The organism is Bifidobacterium porcinum, assembly GCF_055378475.1.
Window position 1 is genome coordinate 61,832 of the sequence record NZ_AP029603.1, and the last position, 23,149, is coordinate 84,980.

Genomic DNA, 23,149 nt, shown 5'->3' on the forward strand with positions numbered 1-23,149 from the left:
TGACGACCCTTATGAGCGTAAAGTTCTGCGCAGTCATGCGACGGGACGCCGGGCATCATCAGGGCGTTATCGGGGCATATGCGCGCGAACGGACAGCGCGCGAACTCTGCCGCGAACTGCCTTTTCCCTAGGTTCCGCCTAAAGTAGCGGCTATGACTAGTCTGCTTGAACACCCCCGTGGCGCCGAGCCCGGCAAACCCGGCGACCGTAGCGCGTTCTGGTTTGAAACCATCACCCGCCTGCCGGATGCCGCGAACGGCAAAGGGCGTGGCGGCGCGCGGTACGGGCGCACCGGTATCATCCACACCCCGCACGGCGACATTCGTACGCCCGCGTTCGTGCCAGTCGCCACGCAGGGGGCGATGAAAGCCGTTCTGCCGGAATCCATGAAGCAGCTTGGTGCGCAATGCCTGCTGTCGAACGCGTTCCACCTGTTCGAGCGCCCGGGTGAGGATGTGCTTGATGCAGCCGGCGGGCTGGCGAAGTTCATGAACTGGGACGGCCCGACCTTCACGGATTCCGGCGGATTCCAGGTGCTGTCGCTGGGCGCGGGCTTCAAGAAGACGCTCGCCATGGACGTGACCGGCATGAAGTCGGACGACGTGATTGCCGAAGGCAAGCAGCGCCTCGCTTTCGTGGACGAGGACGGCGTGACGTTCAAATCCCCGCTCAACGGCGCGAAACACCGGTTCAGCGCGGAAATCAGCATGGGGATTCAGCACAAGATCGGTGCTGACATCATGTTCGCGTTCGACGAACTGACCACGCTCATGAACACGCGCGGATATCAGGAACGCTCGGTGGAACGCACGTTCCGGTGGGCGAAACGCTGCGTCGCCGAGCATGAGAGGCTCACCCGGGAGCGGCTCGGCAAGCCGTACCAGGCGCTGTATGGCGTGGTCCAAGGCGCGAATTACGAGGATTTGCGGCGGCATGCGGCCGAGGAAATCGCCTCGCTGGACTTCGACGGTGTCGGTATCGGAGGCGCGATCGAGAAGCGGATTATCGGCGACACGTGCGCGTGGATCTGCGACGCAATGCCGGAGAGCCGGCCGCGCCATGTGCTCGGTATCGCGGCGGTGGACGACATCTTCGCATGCGTGGAAAACGGCGGCGACACCTTCGACTGCGTGGCCCCCGCGCGTTGCGGGCGAAACGGCGCCATTTTCACACGCGATGGACGATACAACATCAAGCGCGCCGCCAACAAGTTCGATTTCGAACCGCTCGAACAGGGCTGCGACTGCTACACGTGCACGCATTATTCGCGGGCGTATGTCGACCATCTACTGCGCGCGAGGGAGTTCAACGGCTTCACACTGGCGACGATTCACAACGAGCATTTCTTCGTGAAGCTGCTTGACGATATTCGCGCGTCGATTGACGGTGGGTATTTCGACGAGTTCCGCGACGAGACGCTGGCGCGATTCTATGCGAACGGGTCGCGCGGGTGAGCATCTGGGTGCGCGGGCGAGCTAGCCGCGCGGGCGATTGAGTGGGCCGCGTGGTGACCTGATGACGCCTCAAGCCGGCAGCCTGCTGATATTTGCGTTGGTGACGCTGGAGACGGCGTTGGCGTTGATGCTGATTGGTGATGCTGCGTATGACAACAGGAGCAACGCCGGCCGGCGGGTGCTTTTTGGGGGCGCCTCATTATGGTTGCTTCGCGGCGCCCTTCTGCGTGTTGACAGTAGTCGGCTGGCATCTATGCTCGCGACACGCCGATGATGCTAGCTTGCAACAGATGGTCAATCATGGTATCTTGTCTATTTGTCTGCGAGCGTGGCGGAATGGTAGACGCGCTGTCTTCAGGTGGCAGTGAGCGAATGCTCGTGAGGGTTCAACTCCCTCCGCTCGCACGAACAAAACCGGAGCTTCGGCTCCGGTTTTTTTTGTTTTTCGGCTGTTGCCCGTGTGAATTTTCGACCGTCTACTAATGCCAAGGAGTGTCTCGGTGTCGGCGGAGGCAGAGAGGCTGGCCAGGCTGACGACTCATGGTCGGTGTGGAAGAAATGACAGATTTCCGTGATTCGGGTCAGTTCTCCCGTGTGCGGTGTGGGAGTTTGTCGGAATTCGGGATTCTCGCAACAGAACTCCCAACGGAAACGTTGGAAATCCGCGATTCTTGAAAATCGCCTCGGGGCGCGGGACCGGGAGAACAACGCCGAATCTGTACATCGGCGATAAACTCCCATGAAAACATGGGACTTTGCATGCGAGCGGCCGATGTGCGCGTAATCTCCCGCGTCGGCGGTAGGAGATTGCGTGGATATGGGCTATTGCGTCGTAATCTCCCGTGTCGCCGGTGTCGATATCTCGCGGATTCATTCGGCTTGCACAAGACAGATTCGTCGTGCCGTGCGCTCGCCGTGCGCAGGGCACCAATGATACGATGTCACTGTTATTCAGCCGTTGTCCTACCTACGATTCGAGGCGTGTCCCATGCTCGTGTTCCAGAACGATTACAGTGAAGGCGCTCATCCCGCGATCCTGAAACGTCTCGCCGAGACGAATATGGAGCAGCTGCCGGGCTACGGCACCGATCACTACTGCGAGGCCGCCCAGGAGAAGATCCGCCAGGCGTGCGCTTGTCCGCAGGCGCAGGTCCGCTTCATCTCCGGTGGCACGCAGACCAATCAGCTGGTCATTGACACGATGCTGCAGCCGTATGAGGGCGTGGTCGCCGCGGAGTCCGGCCATGTGAACGTGCATGAGGCGGGCGCGATCGAGGCGACCGGGCACAAGGTGCTCACCCTCCCGCAACACGACGGGCTGATCGACGCCGGCGAGCTACGCGAGTATTGCGAGACCTTCTACGCCGACGGCAACCATGAGCATATGGTCTTCCCCGGCATGGTGTACATCTCGCACCCCACCGAATACGGCACGTTGTACACGAAGGCGCAGCTCGAAGCCATCGCGGGCGTCTGCCATGAGTATCACATGCCGCTGTTCATTGACGGCGCCCGCCTCGGCTATGGGCTGGTTGCGTCCGGCACTGACGTGACACTGCCTGATATCGCCCGGATCGCCGACGTGTTCTATATCGGTGGCACGAAGGTGGGCGCGCTGTTCGGTGAGGCCGTGGTGTTCACCAAAGGCAACATGCCCAAGCACATCACCGCGCAAATCAAGCAGCATGGCGCATTGATGGCGAAAGGCTGGCTTATGGGCCTGCAATTCGACACGCTGTTCACCGACGGGCTGTACACGCGGATCGCCCGCAACGCGGACGGGATGGCCGACCGCATCCGCGAAGCCTTGCGCGCCAAGGGCTACCGGATGGTGTACGAGAACACGACCAACCAGATTTTCGTGGTTCTTGACCATGCGACCATCGACCGGCTGGAACGTGAGGTTCGCCTCGGCTTCATGGAGCGGTATGACGACAATCATACGGTGATGCGAATCTGCACCAGTTGGGCGACGACCGCCGAATCGGTGGGCCGGTTGATTGACTTGCTGTGACACGGTGTTCTGCTGTGCGTCGCGGGTTGATGCGGGGTGGTGTGACGTGTGCTGTCGGCGTGACGTGTACGTGCAGCCATCGCTCTCAGCTGATTCGTATGGTGGATAAGGCCGCGATGAATCAGCCGATATCCTTGATTTTTCGCGTTTTTTGGATATCCGGAGACGATTTTGAATCCATTTCCAAAGAACATTCAGGAAACGTGGAGAAGCTGCAGCTTTACTCATAACTAGTGAACAAGGCCGGACATGCCATATGGGGCCGGCCGTGAGTCAGGCAAGGAGTGATTATGGCTGATACCAATAATGGTTGGGAAAACCAGGCCGACCAGCCGCAGGACGACGTCCAGCGGACCGCGCCGCTGCCCCCGACCGACCATACGACAGACAACGGAACGGGCTGGAACGCGGGCCAGAACGCGGCGGATACCGCGCAACATAGCGATGAGCAACCGACAGCGTACACCCCGGCGCCGGAATACGGAGCATACGGCCCGGTCCCAACGCAGCCCGCCCAGCAGACGCCGGAGACCCAGCAGATTCCGCCGCAACACCAGCAGAATCCGTACGGCGCCTACTACGGAGGGTATTACGGTGACAATGCGAACAACGTCAACAATGCGAACGCCCAGCAGCCCGTCGGCTCGCCTGTGAACGGCGAAGCGTCGAACGCGCCGCAGGCCAACGGTCCGCAGGCCCCGGCGTTCCCGCCACAAGGCCCGCAAGATCCGAATCGTCCGCAGGATCCGGGTGCCATGCCTCCGGTGGGCCTGAACGGACGCCCGGCAGCGCACAAGACCGCGAACAACGTGGTCGTCGCCGTCGTCGCGGCACTGGTCGCGGCGGTCCTGTGCCTCGGCATCGGCTATGCGGCCATCACCAACGGCTGGGTCACCGTCCCGACCGCCAGCTCGCTCAGCGGCGTGTCCTCGAACACGTCCGGTTCCGGCAGCACCAACAGCAAGACCACGAGCACTGACTGGACCACGGTCGAGAAGAAAGTCTCGGCATCCGTGGTATCCATCCAGTCGACCATCAGCGGCGGTGTCGCCAAGGGCTCCGGTGCGATTGTGGATACCAAGGGCTATATCGTCACCAACAACCACGTGATTTCCGGCGCTTCCGACATCCAGGTGACCCTCGCCAACGGGGACATCTACTCCGCGAAGGTTGTCGGCACCGACAGCACCACTGATCTGGCGGTCATCAAGCTCGACAACCCGCCGAGCGACCTGACCGCGGTGACGTTCGCCGATTCCGACAAGCTGGCCGTCGGCGAGTCCATCATGGCGATTGGCAACCCGCTTGGCTATGAGAACACCGCCACCACCGGTATCGTGTCCGCCATCAACCGCCCGGTGTCCGTGACCGACGACAACAACAACGAGGTCGTCACCAACGCGGTGCAGATCGACGCGGCCATCAACCCCGGCAACTCCGGCGGCCCGACCTTCAACGCGGCCGGTGAGGTCATCGGCATCAACTCCTCGATCGCCACGGCGTCCTCCAGCTCCTCGAGCTCCGATTCCAGCGGTTCGATCGGCATCGGCTTCGCCATCCCGTCCAACGTGGTTAAGACCATCTCCGACGAAATCATCAAGGATGGCAAGGCGACGCACGTTGTACTCGGCGTGACCGTCAAGAGCGCGACCGTGGAAGCCGACGGCGTAACCCGCGGCGGCGCCGAGATCACCTCCTCCGGAACCAACTCCGCAGTCACCTCCGGCAGCGCGGCGGACAAGGCCGGCTTGAAGTCTGGTGACACCATCGTCGCCTTCAACGGCAATGCAGTGACCAACAGCTACTCGTTGCTCGGCTACGTGCGGGCTGCGACGTTGAACGAGAAAGTGACACTCACCATCGTGCGCGACGGCAAGACGATGGATGTGGACGTGACCCTCGACCAGGCAGAAACCGCCACGAGCTCCAATAGCTCGAACGGTTCTGGCAGCAGCAACGGCAATAGCGGCAATAGCGGCAACAGCGGGAACGGCGACGGCAGCGGCAGCAATGGAAGCGGCAACGGTTCCAACGATGACGGCGGCGGCGTGTTCGATCCGTTCGGCCTGTGGTAAATCCCACGGTCTGCGGAAAGCTGCTGACTGCGGGGAAACCCACGGTTTGCGGAAACCCCGCTGACTAGGCGCCCCGGATAACGAAGACCCGGTACGGACTTACGAGTCCTGCCGGGTCTTTCGTTTGCGCGTGTGTTTGTGGGTTGTGCTGGTGCGCGCGCTCGTACTCCCGCCGTAACCGGGTTAGTAGTTACCCAAACTGGTTACGCTGGGAGGCGTGTGAGCGTAACTGGTTTGTGAGGGGGGCTGGGAGGGGGACTACAGAATGACCATTGCTTGGGCGCTCGCCGGCTCGTCGTAGTGGATCATCAGATCGAAATCAGCCTGTCGGATTGGCAGCTGGTAGGCGTCCACCAGCGTTTCGCCGTAGGGCTCGTCAATCCACGGGTCGTCAACCAGCAGCGTGCCGTCGGCCAGTTCGCCGGTCACAGTCACCCAATGCGGGCAGGTTACCCCGTGCATGACATGCTCGTCAATCAGTACCAGTGCCACATGCCCGCCATCCAACCGCCGCGCGACATTCGCTGCGGTGAACGACGCGATATCGATGGGAATGCCGATTTTCCGCGCCTCAGCAGCAAAATGCTCCTGCACGTCGCGTGACATCGCGGCATCGATCATACCCATCGCGCCATGCGCCGGATTGAGCACCGGCCCGGTTCTGGAAACGACGATGCGTGGATTCTCGCCGCGTTTCGCCGCACTCAACGCCAGGCCATATGGTTCGCATGCCACGGCGATTGTCGCCTCGCGCCAGATATGCAGCTCGTCCACCCGGTTCGTCGTCATCTGCGGATGCAGCCGGTGCATCGCGTTGAGCAGCGAAACCGGACCGCAGGTGAATTCCGTGGTCTGGCGGTAGTGGTCATGCTCGCCCAGCACACGCCAGGATTGCCCGTCGTATGTCATCATTGCCTGTTCGGCATAGACTCCCGGCTCTGTTTTGACTGTGATCGTGTGCGAATCATGAATCGCGTGCAGTGCCGCATATTCGACAAGCCCATTCCGCAGGCGTTCGCAACCGCTGAACGCACACAGCTTCTCTTGGGCGGTGTGAGGGCGGTGAAATCCCAGTAGGAATGCGGTGTCGTGGCCGTCGTTCGCCGTGTACACCGTGCGCTCCAGTGCGCCCTGCGCCTGGACCAGTGCGGCGCGCGTGGTTTCCGGCAGTTTGAGATAGATTGAGCGGATATCGTCACACGCCTTGGGACTGGCAGCGCAGATTGTGGCCATGTGTTCGGTTTCGCGGGGAATATCTTGCGTCCGGCCGCTTACCGATTGCGGAACGGCAATCGCGCGGTACCGTACACTTGCGTCGCCGGACGTAGTTGAACGGTCGCTTGTGGCCTGCTGATGTGGGTCTGGTCCGGTGGTCATCGGGATTCCTTTGCTGCGGCGGAGTTGGCGGTGCGGTTGGCATTGGCGACGGTCGCAGTGCCGGCAGTGGCTGTGGTGTCGGTGACGGCTGCAGCGTTGGTGGCGTCGGCGTTCACGGTGCTACCTTCGCGGGTTATATCAGCAGTATCAGCTGTATCTGCCGTGTCGAGGGGCAGCGCCCGCGGCACTGAGGCGATGAGCTCGCGTGTGTATTCGTGTTTCGGATGATCCATGACTTCGGCGGTGTCGCCCTCTTCGATGATCCGGCCGTCGACCATGACCGCGATCCGGTCAGCGATACGACGAACGGTGTCAAGGTCGTGCGAAATGAACAGAATCGCCAGATCTGTGTGTTCCCGCAGCGAAAGCAGGGTTTCGAGCACATGCCGTTGCACATTCGCGTCCAGCGCGGTCACCGCTTCATCGGCCACCAGCAGTTTCGGCTGCGGCGCAAGGGCGCGCGCGATGGCCACACGTTGGCATTGCCCGCCGGACAAGGTGCCCGGTTTGCGGTCCAGATACTCGGTTTCCAGCCCGACAACATCCAATAGCCGGCGGATATGCGTGTCATCGGTTGTCTCCCCGGACGCGCGCAGCGCCTCGGCAAGCGTCTGCCGGACCGTCATCGTCGGATTCAACGACTGATACGGGTTCTGGAATACGAGTTGCGCCACATGCATCGACCAGCCGGTCGTACCGCCCTTGCCGTCCGCATACCGCACATCGCCGGAATCCGGGCGTTCCAGATGGACCAGGCAGCGCGCGACCGTGGACTTGCCGGAACCGGAGGCGCCCACCAGACCGAGGATTTCGCCGGCATGCACCTCGAATGAAACGTCGTCGACCGCAGGTCGGGGAGCGCCGGCGAAACGCTTCACCAGATGTTCGGCCCGGACCACGGTCTTGCCGATGGCTGGACGTGCTGTTTCGCCGATGCCGGTGTGGGCGGCAAGCAGTTCGCGCGTATACGCGGTTCGCGGGTGCCGGATGATATCATCGCGACTCCCCGTTTCGACCACCCTGCCGTCGCGGAACACCACCAGATGGTCGGCGCGCTGTGCGGCAAGCGCCAAATCATGCGTGATTAGCACAAGCGTCAGCTGGCGTTCATCGCGCAAACGGCCCAGCAAATCCAAGACGCCGCTTTGCATCTGCGCGTCCAACGCGGTGGTCGGCTCGTCGGCGATCAGGACTTGCGGTTTCGGCGCGAGTGCGGCAGCGATAGCCACACGCTGGCGCATACCGCCTGACAGCTCATGCGGGTAGCGGTCGGCGATACCAGCGTCAAGCCCTACATCCGTCAGCAGCCGACGCGCGCGATTGCGACGCTCGGCACGGGAGCCGCTGCGCATACCGGCGGCAATCTGGGTTCCGCACGTATGCAGCGGGTCAAGCGAGGAGAACGGGTCCTGTGGAAGCCACACGATTGCGCCGCCGCGCAACGCACGCCATGAGCGCTCGCCGCCGGCCAAATCTACGGTGTCATCAAGTAGGCTGTATAAACCCTGTACAGTCGCATATCGCGGCAGCAGGCCGGCGAGGGCTTTCGCGGTCAACGATTTGCCCGAGCCGGATTCGCCGACGATTGCTGTGGTGTCGCCGCGCGGAATATCCAGATCGACGCCGTGCAACAGTTCAGTGTCGCCGATGCGCACCTTAAGACCACGAAGCGTAATGGCGGGGTTCTGCGGATTCTGGCCTTGCTTCGAGGTCGATTGCAGGCTGTTGTTCATGATGCTCATCGTTCACCTCTATCCGCACGAGCGGTGATCCAGTCACCCACGATGTTCATTGCTACCGAGACCACGATGATTGCGATGCCCGGCGCGATCGCGGTCATCGGGTTGTTGAACAGCTGGTCGCGCGCATCCGAAAGCTGCCGGCCCCAATCGGCGGCCTGTGGGGAGATGCCGAGGCCGAGGAACGACAGCGACGACAACGATACCAGCGCATTGCTCATGTCGAGGAACATGGCTGCCCCGACCACCGGCCGGATCACCGGGAATACGTGGCGTGCGAGGATATGCGCCGGGCTGAGTTCCAACAGTCGCGCGGCATCGAGGAACGGGTCGTGCAGGTGCGAGAGTGCGGCGGACCGCACCAGGCGGATTTCGTAGGGTGCGTACAGCAGCATGAACACGAGTACGTTCACCCAGTAGCCGCCGCCAATCAGACCGGCGAGCACAATGGCGAGCAACAGCGTCGGTAGGGAAAGCATGAGTTCCACTACGCGGGAGATCAGCCAATCCACCCAGCCGCCCGTATATGCGGCAAGCAGACCGAATACGAGGCCGATCGCCATCGCGCCGACCGCAATCGCTACCGGGCCGGCGATGGCTGTGCGGGCGCCGGCGATGGTCAGCATGAATACGTCACGGCCCAGCGCGTCAGTACCCCATATGTGGCCATCCGTGCCGGCAGGAACGGCGCCAAGCACGATATCCTGCTTCAACGCCTGCGAATTTGCTAATGTGCGATAAAGAAGTAATAGAAGTGTAAAAAATTTTGCCGTTCCTATCCGGCACTTAGGGCGGTGGATATTCAGTTTTGAAAGTTCAGGTCAGGTTGGCCCGATGATGGATAGCACAATAAATTCCTGTTTTCCCTTTAAGGCATTGTGCATTTTTTCTATTTCTCTTGATGATTATTTTTTTCATAATCAATCAATGTACCTATAACAATTCCAATCAACATTCCGATACCTGCACAAATAGAAATAGCAAAAAGATTTTGCAAAAACGCCCATGCCAACACACCTATGCAACCACCGACAATAAATCCTGTTAATAAGCCAATAGTTAAGTATTTATTACTTTTCATATTGCTATATCTCCCCTAAAAGTATATTTGTCGTTGGTTCTATTATACTATGACCTGCTTCCTTTAGGAATAGATGAATTGTAAACTGGCTGGAGTGAAACCGCTAATGACAGCCAGTGTTTGTTCTTTGTTTATCGGTCAAAGCGAAATTTGAACAGGGCGGCAATGAGCTGTTGCTTTATATGTTCCTCAACTTCGGCGTTGACTTTCCCGTGTACTTTGGAACAGTAGCGGATATATCCGGCATAGTGGGAAAGAATGGTGTCGATTGCGTCCGGGTCGCCCTCATGGGCTTTGACGATTGTTTCATAGGGGAGAAGTTTACTCATAGTCATTTCCCTCCATGAGCCGCCTTAACCGCTGCAAGGCAAGCCGGATATGCCGCCCCGCTGTGCTGCGTGTCCGGCCAATATGTACGCCGATCACTCGCTGCGGCTGGCGCAGGAAATAGTAACGAAAAATTTCTTCCTGCGTCTGCTCCGGCAAAAGGGCAAGGGCGGCGGCAAGCTCCGCATGATACAGAACGGCGGTCTGGCCGCAGGCGGTAAAAAGATATTCTTCAAGCTACTCCGGCTCGGCAAGCTGGACAAACTTTTCACTCATCAGATAATCAAGGGAAACTTCCCGTTCCCACCTCCGGCGCAGCTTCAAGATTTTATCTATGGCTGCGTGACGAATGACTACCTTGCAAAAGGCATTGAATGTGTACTGGATATGCACCTTGTAGGCTTCATCTTCGGTCATGGAAATTCCCCCTCTCTGAATAATAGTGCGGGGCGGCAGTACTCCTTGCTGTCGCCCCTTGATTGCCTACCAGCAAAGACGGGCGGGGCTGTCAACGACGGCGCGAAGCGGCGTTCATTTTATCGTTGACTGGCTCGGCTGGGTTTGCTATTTACCCGACAAACTTGAATTTATTTTAAGCTATCACGTTTTACCTTCTTAAGCCTTACTATCATTACCATAGGAATTTCTTTGTTGGTTTTGAAACATTCTTCATAAAATCCATCAATGACAAATCCAGCTCTAAAACAAAGGTTAAAAATATCTTGTATGGAACGATGATAATAAATCTGCTCTTTCGGTTGCCCTTCAATCGCTATATCATAGTAACTGTGCGGTGTCATATATTTTTCAGTCAACGTGACAAAACAAGGGTGTTGCGTTGCAAAGACAAAAATTCCGCTTTCCTGCAACAGTTCATAAACAGCCATAAGAAGTGGTTCAATGTCCGTAATATCCATAATTGCCATATTAGAAACTGCTTTCGTAAAGGCTCGATTTCTTTTTAATTCTAATATACTTTTTCTATCGGTCGCATCCGCCACACAAAATTCAATTTGTTTTGCATATTGTGATTGCCGTCTTTTAGCCAATTCTATCATTTTTTTGCTGTAATCAAAAGCGACAACCGAAGCACCTCTTTGTGCAAGATACGAAGAATAATTTCCATTGCCACACGCAATATCCAAAATGTAATCCGCAGGATTAGGAGATAGAAGTTCCGTTACTTTGGGGCGCACTACCTCTCTGTGAAATTCATTAGATTCGTCACCCATTGCATTATCCCAAAATTGTGCGTTCTCCTCCCAGATTTTTTTACTTTCCTCTGTTCCCATGTTCTCTCCCACTCCCAAAATTTGCTTTTTTGCTTCCATTAAATCTTCCTTACTATATTCCATTGTTACCCTCCATAACTTCTGATTGTTGTCGTCTTGACTATTATGTATCTTTTCTTTCCAAAATGGTATAGGCTTTTATTTTTGTAATGCTGCAAAACTTTTCTTCTGTAAGGTATTCAAAGGATATTTCCCTTTGCCGCCGCTTGCATTAAGCCGCCGCTATTGGAAAGCCAAAAGCAGCGGCTTTTTTTACTCGGTATTACCGAAAAGTATAGAAAGCAGGATATGTCATCATTTGTCATTTCTTCTCAATGTAATAACTGCATGGCATATCAAGCCAAATACAAGAGAAAAACAGCCACCGCCAAATAGTGATGCTCCCCACCCTGCACCTGACATTGTCATAAAACCGCCAACAAAGAAAATACCAATGCCAAGAAATATACCAACACCATAAAAAAGTCCAATTGCCATATCGTACTTATTAAATTGTCGTTTCTCCTTTTTTTTCATATGTTTCCATCTTTGTTATTACCTCCTTCGCAAAATCGTCCATGTTGACTCCAAAAAGAAAGCAAATTTTTTTCAACATATTTAAATCGGGTTCATTAACATCTCTCTCCCAATTCGATAGTGCCTGCCGGGTAACATTCAATTCCCCGGCTAGTTCTTCCTGTGTCATTCCCAATTGTGTTCGCAGATGACGTATTTGCTTTCCTGTTGTAATATTCGTCTGTTCCTGGTTCAAAATAGTTTCTCCTCTCTGATACTGATTTTATCAATGATATTTCGCAATAGCCAGCAATGAACGCTTGCATTGCGCAAGACGTTACATTATCTTCTGAAACATATAGCGCACCTTGTCCAGGCGGCTGTTTGGACGGCGGGGCTGGATGACTGGCTTGCCGACAGCGGCCTGATACCCTTTCAGTTCTGTAAGGCATACGCTCTGCCCGTTGGTGTAAAAGGCCAGATCAGTACGGTATGCCTGTATACAGCGGGCGGGAATCTCGCCAGTAAAGACAACTTCATCCTTTTTTACCTGGACCGTTTCGATGGTGGCACAGTATTTCGGTGCATCATGATAAGCCCTGGAAAGATATTCCCGGGGCGCATAGAGGGTGAAGGAGAGATAAGGTTCCAGCAGTTGCGTCCCTGATTCCTTCAATGCCTGTTCCAATACAATCGGGGCCAATGAGCGGAAGTCCGCCGGCGTGCTGACCGGACTGTAATAAAGCCCGTATTCAAAGCAAATCTTACAGTCCGTTACGTTCCAGCCGAACAAGCCCTGCTCCAGCCCGTAACGGATACCATCCCTGACAGCGTTTTGAAAACTCTGGTTCAAGTATCCCAGCGAAACCCGGCTCTCGTATTGTACACCGGAGCCAAGCGGGAGTGGTGTAACAGACAGTCCGATGGATGCCCAAAACGGGTTGGGCGGCACCTCGATATGGATGGTGTGGCTGGCTGCTTTGAGCGGCCGCTCCATATAAATGACGGTGGGTTCCTTTACCACTGTTTCAAGCTTGTATTTTTCCGACAGCAAAGCGGAAACAACCTCCAACTGCACCCGGCCCAAAAAAGAAAGAATGATCTCATGGGTGATGGAATCCACCTCGCAGCGCAAAAGCGGGTCAGTATCCGCAAGTTGCGTAAGAGCGTCCAGCAGCCGTTCTCTTTGCGCTGCCGTTTTCGGCGCAATCGACGTCCGCAGCATGGGGAGGGGGTCCTCACGCCACCTTTTACGAGGGAGCCGGGTTGGGTCCCCTAATACATCGTTTAACCTCACGCTGTCGCTGGGAAGGATAACAATTTCACCCGGATAAGCGGTGTCTGTCCGAACAATTTCCCCTTTGGATGGAATACGCATCTCTGTGATTTTCAGCTTTTCTCTCCCGGCCAGGGCCACCGTATCCCGCAGGCGCAGCGTTCCGCTGTATAGCCGTAGATAGACACGCCGCTGGCCGCAATCTGTATACTCCACCTTGAAAACGCTGCCGCATAGGGCGGCGCTCCCCTGTTCCCCAATCGGTTGGAACAGCCCTGTCACCGCATCCATCAACGGTTGAATGCCAAGGCCCTTTTTGGCGCTGCCATAATAGACCGGGAACAGGGAGGCGTCTTGAACCCGCCGCTGTTCCTCCCGCACAAGTTTTTCCCGGCTGATTGGTTCTCCTGCGATATACTTTTCCAATAATTTATCGTTATTTTCGATGACCGCATCCCATGCTTCTATGTCGGTATTTTCCTCCAGGACTATTTCCGGGGACAGCGACACCGTCTGCTTGATGATAATATCGGCGGAGAGCTTATCCCGAACAGACTGAACCACGCTCTGCAAATCAACGCCAGCCTGGTCGATCTTGTTGATAAAGATAACGGTGGGAATGTTCATTTTCCGCAGGGCATGGAACAGAATACGGGTCTGGGCCTGCACGCCATCTTTAGCGGAGATCACCAAGATGGCCCCATCTAAAACAGCCAAAGAGCGGTACACCTCCGCCAAAAAATCCATGTGGCCGGGCGTATCCACAATGTTAACTTTACATCTGTGCCACTGGAAGGAAGTGACTGCCGCTTGAATGGTAATCCCACGCTGCCGCTCCAAAAACATGGTGTCCGTCCTCGTTGTCCCTTTTTCGACGCTCCCCGGTTCTGAAATGGCTCCGCTGGCATATAGCAGGCTCTCCGTCAAGGTCGTCTTTCCAGCGTCTACATGGGCAAGAATTCCAATATTGATTATTTTCATGTGATTGTCCTCCCTTTACAGCCCCAAAGGGCATAAAAATCCCCAGCAGTAAAATACTTTTACCACTGGGGATTATAAGTTGCGGACATACACATATACAGCATACACCTGTTTGTGATTGCTGTTTTTGGGGATATGTCAAAATTGATAAGGCAAAAGTATTCTTAAATTGGGTACAAAAAACTAAGCCCCTACAAAAGGAGCTATCATAATCCTTTGTTCCCACTATTTGATTATAGTTTTATTTAAGCATACCTTGCCGCATATTTTTTACTCCTTTTCTGGATTAAATCATTGTATCACATCAGTTTTAGGAAAGCAAGTACCTAAAAGAAATTTTTCTTCCCCTTATATGTAACAATCATACCGGCTTCCTAGCGTTCAGAATGTTTTCTGCTGTCTGCTGTGGTGTTTGGTTGGAATTGTCCAACCAAAAGCCGATCCGTGGTGTTGTCTGCATTTTACTAAATACAAATTCAATGTATACAGAAAGATATAAGGAGTGGGAGGGATTCCGCCGTAGTTGGCATTGTAGGAAAATCCAAAAGTTTAGATTTTCCCACAATGCTTATCTTTTGGTCTTTGGTTCGGAATAGTGTAGTGCTGGCGGTCTATCTCTTGTTTTCGGTTGCTTGCTTCCTTACCGTACATGAGCATTGAACGATGGAATCAAGCCGATAACAGCGGTGGCCAGAAGAATCAGTGTGGCGATCAGCATGGCCCACGAGCCGCTCATCGCGCGGCGGATGCGGGCGGGCAGCGGTAGCAGTCGCGGGTGCCGTGGTGCTGTGGCGGGTTGCAGTGTTGCGGGCTGGGATGCCGGTTGAGGCACTGACATCTGCGGGTCCTGCGGGGTTTGACCCGGTGCCGAAGTTTGTGTCGTATCGGACATCACGCCTCACCTTCCTTGTTCGTCGGCGTGTCTGCGGAATTACGGTGTCCGCCATTCGGACGCAACCGTGGATCAACCAGCGCATACAACGCGTCGATGATTGCCGTCGTCACACAGATGACGGTCGCCAGCAGCAGCGTCACCGCCTGCACGACCGGAATATCCTTGAACGTCACCGATTCCTGCAGCAATGTGCCCAACCCGCCAATCGAGAAGGTCGTTTCCACGATCACCGTGCCGGAAATCAGCGAGGCGATCAGCAAACCCGACGACGTCATAATCGGCAACGCCGCATTGCGCAACTGCCAGCGGGTAATTGTGCCGCGGGGAACGCCGCGCGACTGGGCGAACAACGTGTAATCTGACTCCACTTGTTCGAGCAGCGAAGCGCGCGACACCTTGATTACCGCGGCGAATAAGCCGACCGCAAGCGTAATCGCCGGCAACAGCAGATGCGGCAAGGCGTCGGCGAAACTCCCGTCGCCCAGCCCGTACACGGGGAACCAGCCCAGCTTGACCGCGAACACGTACAGTAACAGCAGACCGACCGCGAAACTCGGTGCGCTCAGCCCGACGACGGCCAGCGCGGTGATCAGCCCGTCACGCCATGTGCCATGTCGTTTTGCGGCGACCACACCAAGCGGCAAGCCGATGAGTAGCGCAATCGCGAGAGCCAGCAAGGCCAACGTCAACGTGACCCATGCGCGCTGCCCGATCATCTGAGACACTGGCAGTTGCGTGCGGATTGACGTGCCGAAATCCCCGTGAACCGCGTTGCTGAGCCAGATCATGTACTGCTTCCATAACGGTTCGTCAAGGTGATACTGGTGGCGGATCGCCGCAAGCTGTGCAGCGCTGACTTTTTTCGCGCCGGCCAATGTGCGTGCCGGGTCGCTGTTCGTCAGGTACAGCAGACCGAACGTGACCAGCGACAGCACGAATAGCAGAATCACCAGATTGGCGAGGCGTCTGCCTATGAACTTCGCGACTTTCACAAATCCGCCTTTCGTCATATACGCATCTGGGCTGGGCCCGCCGAAGCGCCGGTGTGCCGGTGCGATGCGAACGGCTTGTCGCCCGCGACGGAATCCGCCACGGGCGACAAGCCGTCAATCGCCGGACTGCTCGATCGCAGGGGCCTGCGGATGCGGATGCCAGTATCAGGCTACGCGTTCTTGCTGAAATCCGCTGCCCAATTCGTACCGAGCCAATACGTGCCGATTTTCGCGAGCTTCACGCCCTTTGCCGTGGCGACCACCGACTTGCCCCAGTAAATCGGCGAGTAGATGTCCTCGTCCAGTGCGGTGGTGGTGCTCTTGAGCACGAGCGCCAGCTTGTCGGACTCCTGATCCAGCGTGCCGACTTTCTCGGTTTCCGCTGCGACTTCGGCGTTGTTCCAGTTTGCCGGGTTCGTGCCGGAACCGCCCGCCGCGAGCAGCCAGGACGTGATTTCGTTCGGCTGCGGGGTGGTCGGGTTGTAAATCATCCAGCCGACGCCCTGCTTGCCGTTGCCGATTTCGCTCAGCCATTGCTCAAGCGGGATTTCCTTCACGTTGAGCGTAATGCCGAGACTCTTGAGATTCTGCGCGATGGCGAGCGACGCCTTGCCAACCTGCGCGTAGCCGGTCGGGTAGGTGAGTGTCGCGGTGAAGCCGTTCGGCTTGGAAGACTGCTTGAGTTCGGACTTTGCTTTCTTCAGGTCGTAGCTGATGGCGGGAAGCTTGGCTGTCTGCTTGGACGCCTTGCTCGCATCGTTGTCGGTCCAGCCGGCGAGCTGCTCCGGGGAATCGATGCCCGTGGCGACCTCGCCGTAGCCCTTGAGAATGCCGGAAACAATGGATTTCTTGTCCACCGCGTACGAGACGGCCTTACGCACGTGGATGTCGTTGAACGGAGCGACATTCGGGTCGAAAGTCAGACCGTAGTAGGAGCGGTCGGAATACGCGGTGGTCGAGCCGCCGTTCGTCTTCCATTGGGCGACACTCGTCACCGGCACGTTGAACGACACGTCAACCTTGCCGCTGGTGAACGCCAGCTGACGGGTTGAATCCTCGGTCACGAAATCGATGCGGACCGTCTGCGGACCATTGTTCTTGCCCCAATAATCCTTGAACTTCGTGAGCGTCACATGGCTGGACGGGTCGAATTCGGTGACTTTGTACGGGCCGGTGCCGACGATGAGCTTCTTGGATGAGCCGTAATTCGAGCCCGCCGAATCAAAGAACTTCTTCGACGTGACGAACAGGCCGGCCACATTGGATACCTGGATCGGGAAATCGCTGTGCGGGCTGGACAGGGTGATGGTAATCTGGTTGTCGCCGGTCTTCTCGGCGGACTGCACATAATCAGGCCAATACACCGACAGGCCCGGTGATTTCTTCGAATCGCGGGCCACGTTGATCGCGTACACGATGTCGTCGGCGGTCAGCGTGCTGCCGTCGTGCAACTTCACGTTCTTGCGCAACGTGAACACCCACGACTTGTTGTCGCTGGACTTCCAGGACGTGGCGAGCGCCGGGATGACCTTGCCTGTGCCATCGACGCCGGTAAGACCCTCCTGATAGAGGGCCGCCAGCTGGTAGTTCGCGCTGCCGGCTTCCTGATTGACGCTCAGGGTGCTGACCGCCGATGAGATGGCGACCGTCAGCGTGTTGGGGTCGCCCGACGATTTGGCCGTGTTGGAGCCGCAACCGGCGAGCGTGAGGGTGAGGGCGGCGATGGCCGCGATGAATATTGCGAATGTCGACCGATTGATGCGGCCGGAGCGGTGTGTGTGACCCATAATCGTATCTGTTCTCCCGTGTCTTGTGCCTGTTTGAGCGAAGCGTTGTTCTCGCTGTTCTGCATGCAGGATGTCGTTGTGTTTACCAAAGTATTCCTGTCCCGCATCACGGGGAAATTACCGGCACGCGCGATGTGCGGCGGTATGGCAGCGGTCTCGCGCTCGCTATAAGTAATTCGTATCGCTGGGGACGGTCGATTTAGCATACCAGACGACACGCCGGTGCGGGGGCTTCTGTCGGCGGCGGAAGGCGGGGTGTGTCGTGGGGAACTCCGGAGTGTTGCGCGGGTCGTGTGTGTTCCGGCATACGTAAGTCGACGGATATCGGCTGATATCTCGGTTCGGGCGGTGGGTTTGTCGTGGTGAGTGTGCGTGGACATACGCGAGGTGACCGATGCCGGGAGATACCTCAGCCCGGACGGCGGGCCTGTCATCGTGCGTATGTGCGGGCATACGTAACTTCCCGGATGCCTCCGGTGGTCCTAGTGTCGGCTGTCTATCTTGCCGGTTGCGTATGTCTTGGCATGCGTACCTGTCCGGATATGTGATGTCTAGCGCTCGCCGCCGCGCCTATCAGCACTCTGCTCCGCCTCGGTGATTGTGTCGCACAGCAGCCGAATCCCCGGCATAATCTGCCGAGAATCAGGTCGAACGAAATTCAACCGGATATGACTGCTGTCATCCTCATCAACCGCAAACATATCGCCGGGCATGAACGTCACTCCCGCGTGCCGCGCGTCATCCAGCAACCGTGCGGCCCGTAAGCCATCCGGCAGCCGTGCCCACAGGTAGTAACCGCCCAGCGGCGTGTTCCAGCGCATCCCGTCCGGCGCGTACCGGCGCAAGGCATCGAGCATCAGGTCGCGCCGATGCCCGTAGATTTCGCACAACCGCCCGATATGCCGCCCGATACGCCCACTGCTGAGCAGCTCCATGCAAATCAGCTGCGATGACGAGCTCGTGTGCTGGTCGATCATCCGCCGCAGTGCTGCAATCCGCGCGATGACATGGCTGTCAGCCACCAGCCAGCCGGTTCGCAGCCCCGGCGTCACTGTCTTTGAAAACGTTGACAGGTAAATCACGTATCCCGCGTTTTCCATGCCTTTGAGCGGTGTCAGCTCGCGGGGACGCTGGGAGGGCGCGCCACTTGCGTTGCCTGCGCCACTTGCGTTGCCGGGGATGCTTGCGATGCCGGCATTGCCGATCCCGCCGATTCCGCCGTGGCCTCCCGCATCCATTGCCCCGTCGGTGCGCCCGCTGTAGCACAGTTCGCCATACGGGTCATCCTCGATGACCAGGCATTGGTAGCGCATCGCGGTTTCGACGATTTCGCGCCGTCGACGCAACGGCATGGTCGCGCCGCTCGGGTTCTGGAAGGTCGGAATGGTGAAGATCAGTTTCGGATGGAATCGTTTGCAATACCCGTCGAGCAGGTCGGTGCGCATGCCGTGTTCGTCGATCGGCACGCCGATCACCCGCGCGTCCGCGGATCGAAAAGCTTGCAACGCGGGGAAAAACGTGGATTGTTCGACCAGTACGCAGTCGCCGGGGTTCACGAATGCGCGCACACACAAATCCAGCCCCTGCTCGGCGCCGGACAGCACCATCACGTTGTCGGCGTCGCAACGCACGCCGCGTTGCGTCATGTGGTCGGCGAGCAGTTCGCGCAGCTGGGGGAACCCTTCGATGGGGGATTCCTGCGTGCTGTGGAAATCCGTCGATTCGAACGCGCGAATGCTGACGCTGCGTAGCAGATTATCGGGGATATCCGCCGGATTCTGCGAGCCGGTCGCGAAATCGACGGCGTCGGGCGCTTGCTGTGCCTGGTCGGCGGCGGCGATGTCATGATAGGTGAAGCGGTTCGAATAATCGCTGAACAGAATCTGCCACGGCGGCGCGCCACCTTGCCGGTCATCGCTCGCGCACACGAAAGTGCCGCGCCCCACGTGCGAGGCGATCAGGCCTTCTGATTTCAGTTGTTGGTAGGCTTGCAGGACGGTCGCGCGGTTGACGCCGAGCCGTTCAGCGAGCTCGCGTTCGGGTGGAAGCTTGTAGTTCGCGGCGAGCGCGCCGGAGACGATGTCCTCACGCAGGGTGTTGACCAACTGCCGGTACAGTGGGACGCTGCTGTGGCGGTTCAGTGTGATTGGCATCGGCGGCGACCCTCCTTCCGGTTGTCGGGTTCTGGCTGTTGGTTGTTGGCTTTCAGTTTCCGGCGTGATGTCTTGCGCGACATTTTAGCTGGGACTGGCGGTGCGCGGTGCCGCGTGAACGGCAGGCGGACGGTGGAGGGACGGCAGCCACCCGTGCATCAGGCATCGCCGGAAATCCCAGCATTCCTTCCACAGTGCGTCAGGCGCGGTGTGCGGCGACGGCTCCAGTTTCCACGACCAGTACATCCACCCCGCGGCCTGCCCGAAACAGTCGAGCTGCATGCGCGTGACATGCGCGAACCGGCGGCGTTGCGCGTCATCGAACTGGTCAAGGTCCATTTCGCCGGGGTCAAGGTTTTTCGCCCACTCGTTCTCCACGCACCATTCGCCGACCAGCACCGGCACCACGCGCTGCATGCTGCGGATTCGCCGCCGCTGCCAGTGCAGGAACAGCCGGTACGCCCACGGACTGTGCACCCGGGCGATCCGCTCTGCCGCCGACAAGTACACGTGCGCGTCCACATACACGTTCGTCATCTGGTTACGTTTGAAGAAATCTCGCCACAGACCGAACCGGAACCCGTCGTGGAACACGATCGCCTTATCGTCCGGCAGGTAGCGCCGCAATCGTTTGTAGGTCGCGCGGTAATACTGCCGCAGGAAACTCATCGGTACGTAGCTGGAGTACCGTTTGTCTTTCGGATTGCGCGCCACCAGTTTCTTGCGGTTGGAGAAGAACACCGGCCAGCTGACCGGCTCGTTGATGACTTCGATGCCGAATAGGGCGGGATCATGCCCGTAGCGGTGGGCGAGCCCTTCCAACACGGTGATGGCTTTTTCCACGTTCTGCGGTTTCTTATGCCAGGTGACTGCGCCAATCAGCCCGGAACTGTCGAAGCCGTTCTGCCCGCCCGGCGCGGTATGCAGGTCGAGCAGCACGCGCAGATGATACGTACGCGCCCACGCCATCGCCTTGTCCACGTAGCGCCACGCGCCGCCCAGCGGCGGCTCAGATTCGAACACGGTGTACGGCACCGGTAGACGCACCAGGTTCATGCCGCAGGCGGCGATTTCGCGGAAATCCCGTTCGGTGATGTACGTGTCTCGATGGTGCCGGATGCGTTGTGCGAGTTGGTCTTTCGGGGCGACCGTCGCGAGCGTGTCTTCGTCTTCTGCCGGATAGCCTTCGAACAATGCCGGCTCCATCCACTTTTCCAGGACCAGCCAGTTGCCGAGATTCACGCCGCGAATCGGGGCAAGGCCGCCAGGCTCGGCACCTGTGTCCGCAGTAGCGGTGCGCCAAGGCAGAGGTAACCGTTGCAGAGATAATCGCTTCATCGCAGGCTCCTGTCTTTTTCCTCACTGTAATACACAAGTCGTCGCGAAAACGCGCGATAATAGGCGATATCAGCGATTGACGAAACTCAACAACCGGCGAATCGGCCAAGGATGGGCAAGATGGCGGAACAGCAGACAGAACAACGCATCGAATCGAATACCGAACCGCAGACCGGCAGCGACAGCCGGATATCAGCCTCAACCGGAACTATCGCCCCAACCGCTCCAACCGTCAGCATCATCGTGCCGGTCTACAATGCCGCCGGCGCGCTGCGACGCTGCATCGACAGCATCCTTGGGCAGGAATACCGCGATTTCGAGCTCATTGCGCTTGACGACGGCAGTCATGATGATTCGCCCGCGATCCTCGACGAATACGCCGCCAAAGATCCGCGCGTCCGTGTCATCCACAAGCCCAACAGCGGCGTGTCCGACACACGCAACCAGGGCATGGCGCTCGCCCGCGGCACCTACATCCAGTTCCTTGACGCCGACGACTGGATCACCGAAGACGCCACCAAACTGCTGGTGCGCGCCGCGGAACACAGCGGGGCCGACATGGTCATCGCCGATTTCTACCGTGTGGTCGGCGAGGGCACGTCCCGCAAGGGCGGACTGACGGGCATCGACCGCGTGATTTCGCGCGAGGAGTATGCGGACGAACTGCTCAAGGATCCCGCGGATTTCTACTTCGGGGTGTTGTGGAACAAACTGTACCGGCGTGACATCATCCGTGGCCATCAGGTGAGTATGGACACGAGTGTCAGCTGGTGCGAGGATTTCATTTTCAACCTCGACTACATGGTGTATGCGGCGAGCGTGTACCCGGTTCACGTGCCGATGTACTACTACGTGAAAACCGAGGGGTCGCTCGTCAACCATGCGATGAAGCTCTCGGAAACCGTGCGGATCAAGCGCTATGTGTTCGACTATTACACCGAGTTCTTCCGTCAGGTGTACGACGAGGACACGTTCGCGCGCAAGCGGGCCAGCATCTACCGGTATCTGATCGCGTGGGCGTCGGACGGTTCGGCGAATCCCGCTCTGCCCAGCACCAAGCGGCTTGGCGAGGAGCGGCTTCCCTTGATTGTGCCCGATGGCATGCGTGACAATCCTTTCATCGCGGCACATCTGGCATCTCGGATACTGGACCGATATTTGGAACGTATCGCTACGCAGTTCGGTATGGATCTTGGCGAAGTGCGGGTCATCGTGTTCCTGCATTATGGCGGTGATACCGCTGATTTCAAGGCCTTGCAGGATTATCTCGACGCCGGGCGCGTGTCGGTGACACGTCTTGCCGAGACCTTGGCGCTGAAGGGATACGTGGACTCCAGTCTCACGCGCAAAGGCGCGAAGCTCGAACTGACAGCGAAAGCCGAGCCTGTCGAGAGGATGATTGACCAGGCGGCCGCGGACTTCGAACGGCTTGCCATGGGCGGGCTGCAGGCCGGCGAGACGCTGATTGCGGAAATCCGAGACGCTGCAGCGCGTGGCGAGGCCGAAACCCGGGAGGCGGTGGATACCGCGCGACGGGCGGCTGATGTCGGGAACGATGATGTAGATGCGGCGCTTGACGCGGCTGCCGCCCTTGGCACAACTGGTGCAGCCGGTGCCGTGGTCGCTGGCCGCGATCGCGCATCCGATGGCGCATCCGATGGTGGGGCCGCGGAGTGACAGCGTGGCGGTTTGTGTGTGATGCTGCACAGGATGATGCGCTCATTAATCCGTGATTCTGTCGACGCAATGTTGCGTATGTCTGGACATACGCAAGCCGACAGATACCGGGAGATTCCGCTGTTCTCCCATGCCTTCCGTCCGGTTGCGTATGTCATCGCATACATAAGCAGACGGAAGGCGCGGAAGAAGCGGC

19 protein-coding genes and 1 tRNA gene are annotated in these 23,149 nt (G+C 57.8%); 6 read left to right on the forward strand and 14 right to left on the reverse strand.

Annotated features, from left to right (window positions below; translation table 11 throughout):
* Positions 1-152: 152 nt before the first annotated feature.
* The 4 genes from tgt to ACZ41G_RS00245 all read left to right on the forward strand — a co-directional run bounded on the left by tgt (position 153) and on the right by ACZ41G_RS00245 (position 5,543).
* A complete protein-coding gene (tgt, locus tag ACZ41G_RS00230; RefSeq protein WP_033507002.1) occupies positions 153-1,454 on the forward strand; it encodes a tRNA guanosine(34) transglycosylase Tgt in 1,302 nt (433 codons plus the stop codon).
* Positions 1,455-1,776: 322 nt separating this feature from the next.
* Positions 1,777-1,859 (forward strand) — tRNA-Leu (locus tag ACZ41G_RS00235).
* A 583-nt stretch (positions 1,860-2,442) separates the two neighbouring features.
* Entirely contained in the window at positions 2,443-3,468 is a 1,026-nt protein-coding gene (locus ACZ41G_RS00240; protein WP_464145293.1) for a threonine aldolase family protein, read from the forward strand.
* A gap of 290 nt (positions 3,469-3,758) precedes the next feature.
* Positions 3,759-5,543, forward strand: coding sequence for a trypsin-like peptidase domain-containing protein (locus tag ACZ41G_RS00245; RefSeq protein WP_464145294.1), 1,785 nt, complete (start codon positions 3,759-3,761; stop codon positions 5,541-5,543).
* A gap of 258 nt (positions 5,544-5,801) precedes the next feature.
* Here ACZ41G_RS00245 and ACZ41G_RS00250 read toward each other — a convergent pair whose 3' ends face one another.
* The 5 genes from ACZ41G_RS00250 to ACZ41G_RS00270 form a co-directional block, all read right to left on the reverse strand.
* Entirely contained in the window at positions 5,802-6,920 is a 1,119-nt protein-coding gene (locus ACZ41G_RS00250) for a peptidase C39 family protein (protein WP_464145296.1), read from the reverse strand.
* Positions 6,917-8,662, reverse strand: coding sequence for an ABC transporter ATP-binding protein (locus ACZ41G_RS00255; protein ID WP_464145298.1), 1,746 nt, complete (start codon positions 8,660-8,662; stop codon positions 6,917-6,919). Before ACZ41G_RS00255 ends, ACZ41G_RS00250 begins: the two co-directional genes overlap by 4 nt.
* Complete coding sequence (locus ACZ41G_RS00260) at positions 8,659-9,372, reverse strand: ABC transporter permease (protein ID WP_155809065.1); 714 nt, start codon at positions 9,370-9,372, stop codon at positions 8,659-8,661. The genes ACZ41G_RS00255 and ACZ41G_RS00260 overlap by 4 nt, the downstream gene beginning before the upstream one ends.
* 176 nt (positions 9,373-9,548) lie before the next feature.
* Positions 9,549-9,740: a hypothetical protein gene (locus ACZ41G_RS00265; RefSeq protein ID WP_000841357.1), complete on the reverse strand. Its 192-nt coding sequence runs from the start codon at positions 9,738-9,740 to the stop codon at positions 9,549-9,551.
* A gap of 131 nt (positions 9,741-9,871) precedes the next feature.
* Positions 9,872-10,069, reverse strand: a complete 198-nt coding sequence (locus ACZ41G_RS00270) for a helix-turn-helix domain-containing protein (protein ID WP_001909500.1) — start codon at positions 10,067-10,069, stop codon at positions 9,872-9,874.
* 82 nt (positions 10,070-10,151) lie between these two features.
* On the opposite strand from ACZ41G_RS00270, the gene ACZ41G_RS00275 reads away from it, so the two are divergent.
* Positions 10,152-10,613: a hypothetical protein gene (locus ACZ41G_RS00275; protein WP_021659603.1), complete on the forward strand. Its 462-nt coding sequence runs from the start codon at positions 10,152-10,154 to the stop codon at positions 10,611-10,613.
* Between the two features lie 41 nt (positions 10,614-10,654).
* Here the strand turns inward: ACZ41G_RS00275 and ACZ41G_RS00280 are convergent, their stop codons facing one another.
* From ACZ41G_RS00280 to ACZ41G_RS00320, 9 genes are all read right to left on the reverse strand, one after another.
* Positions 10,655-11,422 carry a class I SAM-dependent methyltransferase gene (locus ACZ41G_RS00280; protein ID WP_000456787.1) on the reverse strand — a complete coding sequence of 256 codons (768 nt, stop codon included), beginning with the start codon at positions 11,420-11,422 and terminating at the stop codon, positions 10,655-10,657.
* A 231-nt stretch (positions 11,423-11,653) separates the two neighbouring features.
* Complete coding sequence (locus ACZ41G_RS00285) at positions 11,654-11,875, reverse strand: DUF2721 domain-containing protein (RefSeq protein WP_231485552.1); 222 nt, start codon at positions 11,873-11,875, stop codon at positions 11,654-11,656.
* Entirely contained in the window at positions 11,847-12,110 is a 264-nt protein-coding gene (locus ACZ41G_RS00290) for a helix-turn-helix domain-containing protein (protein WP_015449594.1), read from the reverse strand. The genes ACZ41G_RS00285 and ACZ41G_RS00290 overlap by 29 nt, the downstream gene beginning before the upstream one ends.
* A gap of 81 nt (positions 12,111-12,191) precedes the next feature.
* The gene (gene tet(W), locus ACZ41G_RS00295) at positions 12,192-14,111 is read right to left on the reverse strand and encodes a tetracycline resistance ribosomal protection protein Tet(W) (protein ID WP_000691721.1); all 1,920 of its coding nucleotides are present in this window, start codon (positions 14,109-14,111) and stop codon (positions 12,192-12,194) included.
* 640 nt (positions 14,112-14,751) lie between these two features.
* Positions 14,752-15,003, reverse strand: coding sequence for a hypothetical protein (locus ACZ41G_RS00300; protein WP_464145302.1), 252 nt, complete (start codon positions 15,001-15,003; stop codon positions 14,752-14,754).
* Positions 15,003-16,016 (reverse strand): ABC transporter permease, encoded by a 1,014-nt coding sequence (locus ACZ41G_RS00305; RefSeq protein WP_015449596.1) that lies wholly within the window; start codon positions 16,014-16,016, stop codon positions 15,003-15,005. Before ACZ41G_RS00305 ends, ACZ41G_RS00300 begins: the two co-directional genes overlap by 1 nt.
* Before the next feature lie 152 nt (positions 16,017-16,168).
* Positions 16,169-17,785, reverse strand: coding sequence for an ABC transporter substrate-binding protein (locus tag ACZ41G_RS00310; protein WP_464145303.1), 1,617 nt, complete (start codon positions 17,783-17,785; stop codon positions 16,169-16,171).
* Positions 17,786-18,336: 551 nt separating this feature from the next.
* Positions 18,337-19,938, reverse strand: coding sequence for an aminotransferase-like domain-containing protein (locus tag ACZ41G_RS00315; RefSeq protein WP_464145305.1), 1,602 nt, complete (start codon positions 19,936-19,938; stop codon positions 18,337-18,339).
* An 84-nt stretch (positions 19,939-20,022) separates the two neighbouring features.
* On the reverse strand, positions 20,023-21,276 hold the full coding sequence (locus tag ACZ41G_RS00320) for a glycoside hydrolase family 5 protein (protein WP_052401115.1): 1,254 nt from the start codon (positions 21,274-21,276) through the stop codon (positions 20,023-20,025).
* Between the two features lie 120 nt (positions 21,277-21,396).
* Here ACZ41G_RS00320 and ACZ41G_RS00325 point away from each other — a divergent pair, with 120 nt between their 5' ends.
* Positions 21,397-22,953 carry a glycosyltransferase gene (locus ACZ41G_RS00325; RefSeq protein ID WP_464145307.1) on the forward strand — a complete coding sequence of 519 codons (1,557 nt, stop codon included), beginning with the start codon at positions 21,397-21,399 and terminating at the stop codon, positions 22,951-22,953.
* The last annotated feature ends 196 nt before the right edge of the window (positions 22,954-23,149 follow it).

Bases quoted from the DNA above. Each gene is read 5' to 3' on its own strand.
- tgt (WP_033507002.1), top strand. From the start codon at position 153: ATGACTAGTCTGCTTGAACACCCCCGTGGCGCCGAGCCCGGCAAACCC.
- ACZ41G_RS00240 (WP_464145293.1), top strand. From the start codon at position 2,443: ATGCTCGTGTTCCAGAACGATTACAGTGAAGGCGCTCATCCCGCGATC.
- ACZ41G_RS00245 (WP_464145294.1), top strand. From the start codon at position 3,759: ATGGCTGATACCAATAATGGTTGGGAAAACCAGGCCGACCAGCCGCAG.
- ACZ41G_RS00250 (WP_464145296.1), bottom strand. From the start codon at position 6,920: ATGACCACCGGACCAGACCCACATCAGCAGGCCACAAGCGACCGTTCA.
- ACZ41G_RS00255 (WP_464145298.1), bottom strand. From the start codon at position 8,662: ATGAGCATCATGAACAACAGCCTGCAATCGACCTCGAAGCAAGGCCAG.
- ACZ41G_RS00265 (WP_000841357.1), bottom strand. From the start codon at position 9,740: ATGAAAAGTAATAAATACTTAACTATTGGCTTATTAACAGGATTTATT.
- ACZ41G_RS00270 (WP_001909500.1), bottom strand. From the start codon at position 10,069: ATGAGTAAACTTCTCCCCTATGAAACAATCGTCAAAGCCCATGAGGGC.
- ACZ41G_RS00275 (WP_021659603.1), top strand. From the start codon at position 10,152: ATGTACGCCGATCACTCGCTGCGGCTGGCGCAGGAAATAGTAACGAAA.
- ACZ41G_RS00280 (WP_000456787.1), bottom strand. From the start codon at position 11,422: ATGGAATATAGTAAGGAAGATTTAATGGAAGCAAAAAAGCAAATTTTG.
- ACZ41G_RS00285 (WP_231485552.1), bottom strand. From the start codon at position 11,875: ATGAAAAAAAAGGAGAAACGACAATTTAATAAGTACGATATGGCAATT.
- ACZ41G_RS00300 (WP_464145302.1), bottom strand. From the start codon at position 15,003: ATGTCCGATACGACACAAACTTCGGCACCGGGTCAAACCCCGCAGGAC.
- ACZ41G_RS00305 (WP_015449596.1), bottom strand. From the start codon at position 16,016: ATGACGAAAGGCGGATTTGTGAAAGTCGCGAAGTTCATAGGCAGACGC.
- ACZ41G_RS00310 (WP_464145303.1), bottom strand. From the start codon at position 17,785: ATGGGTCACACACACCGCTCCGGCCGCATCAATCGGTCGACATTCGCA.
- ACZ41G_RS00315 (WP_464145305.1), bottom strand. From the start codon at position 19,938: ATGCCAATCACACTGAACCGCCACAGCAGCGTCCCACTGTACCGGCAG.
- ACZ41G_RS00320 (WP_052401115.1), bottom strand. From the start codon at position 21,276: ATGAAGCGATTATCTCTGCAACGGTTACCTCTGCCTTGGCGCACCGCT.
- ACZ41G_RS00325 (WP_464145307.1), top strand. From the start codon at position 21,397: ATGGCGGAACAGCAGACAGAACAACGCATCGAATCGAATACCGAACCG.